Origin of the sequence: Acidithiobacillus ferriphilus, assembly GCF_018854775.1 — a bacterium.
In the GTDB taxonomy this organism is placed as follows: Bacteria; Pseudomonadota; Gammaproteobacteria; order Acidithiobacillales; family Acidithiobacillaceae; genus Acidithiobacillus; species Acidithiobacillus ferriphilus.
The window spans coordinates 1-4,090 of the sequence record NZ_JAAZTY010000193.1; the positions used below are offsets into that span (position 1 = coordinate 1).

A 4,090-nucleotide genomic window follows, 5' to 3' on the forward strand; every position below is an offset into this window, starting at 1 on the left:
CGCCATCCGCTTCCAAAGCGCGCGCTGGCGCGACCGTCAGGGCGGCGACCCCCGTGCCATGCACCTGCCGCAACCAACGGGGCTCGCCAGGCAATTCCAGCATGGTCCGCAGCCGTTCCCGATTCCTTGCCACCGCCTCCGGCGCATCGCCCACATGGTCGCCGAGATTGAGCGATACATAGGCGCCCTGACTGACACCGCCGCTACGCACGGTGATGGCACTGCGTACCCCGTAGGGCACGGGCCAGTCCGGCACCCAATAACCAGCCTCTTCAGTGGCCATCACGCGCATCGCGCAGCAGAGTCAGCAATTCGGTCATGTCTTCAGGCAGCGGGCTTTCCCAGGTCATCAGCGCCCCGCTTTCCGGATGGTAGAGGCGTAAACGCCAGGCATGCAAAGCCTGGCGGCGGAACTGCCGCCAATGGGCCAGCGCGACCTCATCCAACCCTTGCGGAACCATCATCCGCCCCCCATAGACCGGATCACCCACCAACGGGTGGCCGATGTGTGTCATGTGCACACGTATCTGATGGGTACGCCCCGTCGCCAGACGCAGGCGCAGGTAGCTATGGCGGGGGAAGCGCTCCACCAACCGATATTCGGTCTGCGCCGGTCGGCCGTCATCGCGCACGCTCATCCGCAGGCGGTCGTGAGCATGACGGCCGATGGGCGCGTCTACCCGGCCACCACCGGTCATCGGCCCCATCACCAGCGCGAGATATTCGCGATGCATGGTATGGTCACCGAGCTGGTCGATCAGTGACTGTCGCGCCATCTCGCTTTTCGCCACCACCAGCAGGCCCGTAGTGTCCTTGTCCAGCCGATGGACAATGCCGCCGCGGGGCAGGTAGGCATTATCCGGCACATGGGCCAGCACGGCATTGACCAGCGTGCCGTCGGCATGACCGGCGCCGGGGTGGGTAAGCTGCCCTGCCGGCTTGTGCACAACGAGGATATCCGCATCTTCATACAGAATATGCAGCGGCAAATCCTGGGCCAGCCAAGTGCTGGGCTCGATCTCCGGCCAGTTGATTTCTACCTGTTCACCACCGCGAATCCGTGCGCTGGGCTTTTCGACCACACCATCCACCAGAATCCGGCCATCCCGCACCAAGGTCTGGATACGACTGCGGCTGGTTTCCGGCAGCAACTGGCTCAACACCGCATCGAGACGTTGGCCAGCCTGCTCCTCTGGCAAAATCATGGGAATACCCGTACTATCGTCGCTCATGGTTCGCCACTATAGACTATTGTCCTTCATGAGCAAACGCATACTGATATCCCTGTGCTGTACCGCCCTGATCGCCGGTTGTGCCAGCAGCCCGAATAAACCTGACAGCTCTGCGGATCGCCACGAGTCTGCCGAGACGCTGTTCCAACCCGCCCAAAAGGCCATGGAGCACGGCGACTACACCTCTGCCATTAAGCAGTACGAAGATCTCGAGACCCGCTACCCATACGGCCCTTACGCCGAACAAGCGCAACTCAATACGGCATACAGCTATTATCAGCGCGGGGATTCCAAGGCGGCGGTGGCGGCGGCGGAGCGCTTCATCAAACTGCACCCGGCCAATCCTCACGTGGATTACGCCTGGTATCTGAAAGGCATCGCTTATTACCAGGCCATTCAGGGTGTGGAGGAAAACCCCAGACCTGCCGAGGAGGCCTTCAGCACCCTCGACACGCTGGCGAAACGCTGGCCAGACAGTGCCTATGCCATTGATGCCCGCCTGCGCATGGCCAAGATCATCGACCTCCTCGGCCAGCGCAACCTGAACATCTGCAAATTCTACTATGTGCGTCACGCTTATGTCGCTGCGGCGAACCGCTGCAATACAGTGATCACCCGCTACCAGCTGAGCCCCGCGCGGGAAGAGGCGCTCTATTATCTGGCGCGCTCCTACCGGCATCTGAATCTGCCAAATCTGGCGCGGACCACTGCCTCCGTACTCGCCTATAACTATCCGAAGAGCAAGTATCTTTCTGATCTCGGCAGTAGCGCGAAGCCCTAAGCGGAGACTCCGGCGGGGCGATCAGCGTCCCGCCATTATTCTCATCAGACCGCCTCATCGCCCTCTTCTCCGGTACGGATGCGTATCACCCGATCCACCGCACTGACGAAAATCTTACCATCACCGATCTTGCCGGTCCGCGCCGCCAGCTCAATGGCTTCAATGGCGCGATCCGCCATATCATCGCTGACCACCACCTCCAGCTTGAGCTTGGGTAGGAAATCCACCACATACTCCGCGCCACGATAGAGTTCCGTATGTCCCTTCTGACGGCCAAAACCCTTGACCTCGGTGACCGTCATGCCGGCCAGACCCAACTCCTGAAGAGCCTCGCGCACATCATCCAGTTTGAAGGGCTTAATGATCGCCTCAATTTTTTTCATCGCAGAACTCCTCTTGCAGACAACAGGGCTTCCCAGGAATGGTAACCATTGGTAATAGGATAACGCCGATCCTTGCCGAATGCGCGGGCGCTGATCCGCACGCCTGGTGCCGCCTGACGACGTTTATATTCGGCACGGTCAATAAGCCTTAGCACCCGTGTCACCGTTTCCACCGAAAAACCGGCGGCAACGAGCTCCGCAGCGCTGCGATCTTCTTCCACATAAGCGGCAATAATGGCATCCAGGACCTCATAAGGAGGCAGGCTGTCCTGATCGCACTGATCCGGCGCCAGCTCCGCCGAGGGTGGCCGGGTCAGCACCCGCTCCGGGATCACCGGACCCAGGCTATTGCGGTAACGGGCGAGACGATAAACCAAGGTCTTCGGGCAATCCTTGATCACCGCAAAACCACCGGCCATATCGCCATACAGGGTCGCGTAACCAACGGCAATCTCGCTCTTATTACCCGTGGTCAGCAGTAGATGGCCGAATTTGTTGGAATAGGCCATGAGCAACGCGGCGCGAGTACGTGCCTGCAAATTCTCTTCCGTGGTATCGGCCGCGCGTCCGGCAAAAAGCGGTGCCAGCGTCTCCAGATAGGTGTTGAACGGCCCCTCGATGGACACGATGTCGGTGCGCACCCCCATACTCTGCGCCTCAGCCAGCGCGTCCACAATACTCATCTCCGCCGTATAGCGGGAGGGCATAATCAGGGCGTGGACCCGTTCCGGACCAAGGGCGTCCACCGCTATCGCCAGAGTCAGCGCCGAGTCCACCCCGCCGGACAGACCCAGCACCACGCCAGGGAAGCCATTTTTTTCCACATAATCATGTACGCCCAGACGCAATACCTCGTAGACTTCGGCGGTCTCATCCGGCAGCGGTCGCAGTGGCCCGGCAGCCTGTATACGGATATCGTCGTGATCCTTGTCGATATCCAGCAACGCCAGCATCTCCTCACACTGGGATGCGCGTAGCGCCAACAGCCCATGCTGGTCTACCGCAAAGGACTGGCCATCGAAGACCAGTTCATCCTGGCCGCCCACCAGGTTCACATAAATGATGGGCAGATGACACTGGGCGGCCAGGGCACCCACCTGATCTTCCCGGGCACGCTGTTTGTTCAGGTGATAAGGCGACGCGTTCAGCACCAGCAGCAGGTCTGCGCCTTGGGCCTGGGCGGCGTGCGCCACTCCCGGCCCATGCCAGACATCCTCACAAATGGCCACCCCATACCGCAGTCCGGCATAGGCAAACACCAGCGACTGCGCCCCCGGCGTGAAGTAACGCGCCTCATCAAATACCGCATAATTCGGTAGACAGTGTTTGTGATAAACCGCCTCGACCCGCCCCCCGCGCAGCAGACTGGCACTGTTGTAGAGACGCTCCTGCTCACGTTGCGGATGCCCTACCAACATGGGCAGAGGCGCTTCTGTCGCGAGACGCTGCAAGGCAGCATCGCAGACCTGCAAAAAGTCTGCACGCAAGAGCAAGTCTTCCGGAGGATAACCACTGAGAGCCAACTCCGGTGTCACCAGCAGGTCGGCCCCCGCGGCCTGTGCCGCAGCAGCGGCGGCCAGCAGACGATCGGCGTTGCCCGCCACATCGCCGACCCGGCAGTTGATTTGCGCCAGGGCGATGCGCATCAGCGCCCCAGTACCTCGGCCACCCGGGTGCCCAAATCGGCGGGGGAA

Annotated in this window: 5 protein-coding genes; 1 reads left to right on the forward strand and 4 read right to left on the reverse strand. The window is 61.0% G+C overall.

Annotated features, from left to right (window positions below):
- The coding region (locus HF921_RS11955; protein WP_226834568.1) for a laccase domain-containing protein at window positions 1-283 on the reverse strand (283 nt) is incomplete at its 3' end.
- On the reverse strand, window positions 273-1,232 hold the full coding sequence (gene rluD, locus HF921_RS11960; protein WP_215892902.1) for a 23S rRNA pseudouridine(1911/1915/1917) synthase RluD: 960 nt from the start codon (window positions 1,230-1,232) through the stop codon (window positions 273-275). The genes HF921_RS11955 and rluD, both read right to left, overlap by 11 nt.
- Window positions 1,233-1,260: 28 nt before the next feature.
- Here rluD and HF921_RS11965 point away from each other — a divergent pair, with 28 nt between their 5' ends.
- Complete coding sequence (locus HF921_RS11965) at window positions 1,261-2,013, forward strand: outer membrane protein assembly factor BamD (protein ID WP_064219684.1); 753 nt, start codon at window positions 1,261-1,263, stop codon at window positions 2,011-2,013.
- Between the two features lie 44 nt (window positions 2,014-2,057).
- On the opposite strand, the gene HF921_RS11970 is transcribed toward HF921_RS11965, so the two are convergent.
- Together HF921_RS11970 and HF921_RS11975 are read right to left on the reverse strand one after the other, a co-directional pair.
- Window positions 2,058-2,396 carry a P-II family nitrogen regulator gene (locus HF921_RS11970; RefSeq protein WP_064219683.1) on the reverse strand — a complete coding sequence of 113 codons (339 nt, stop codon included), beginning with the start codon at window positions 2,394-2,396 and terminating at the stop codon, window positions 2,058-2,060.
- On the reverse strand, window positions 2,393-4,090 hold a 1,698-nt coding region (locus tag HF921_RS11975; RefSeq protein ID WP_264318206.1), incomplete at its 5' end, for an NAD+ synthase. The genes HF921_RS11970 and HF921_RS11975, both read right to left, overlap by 4 nt.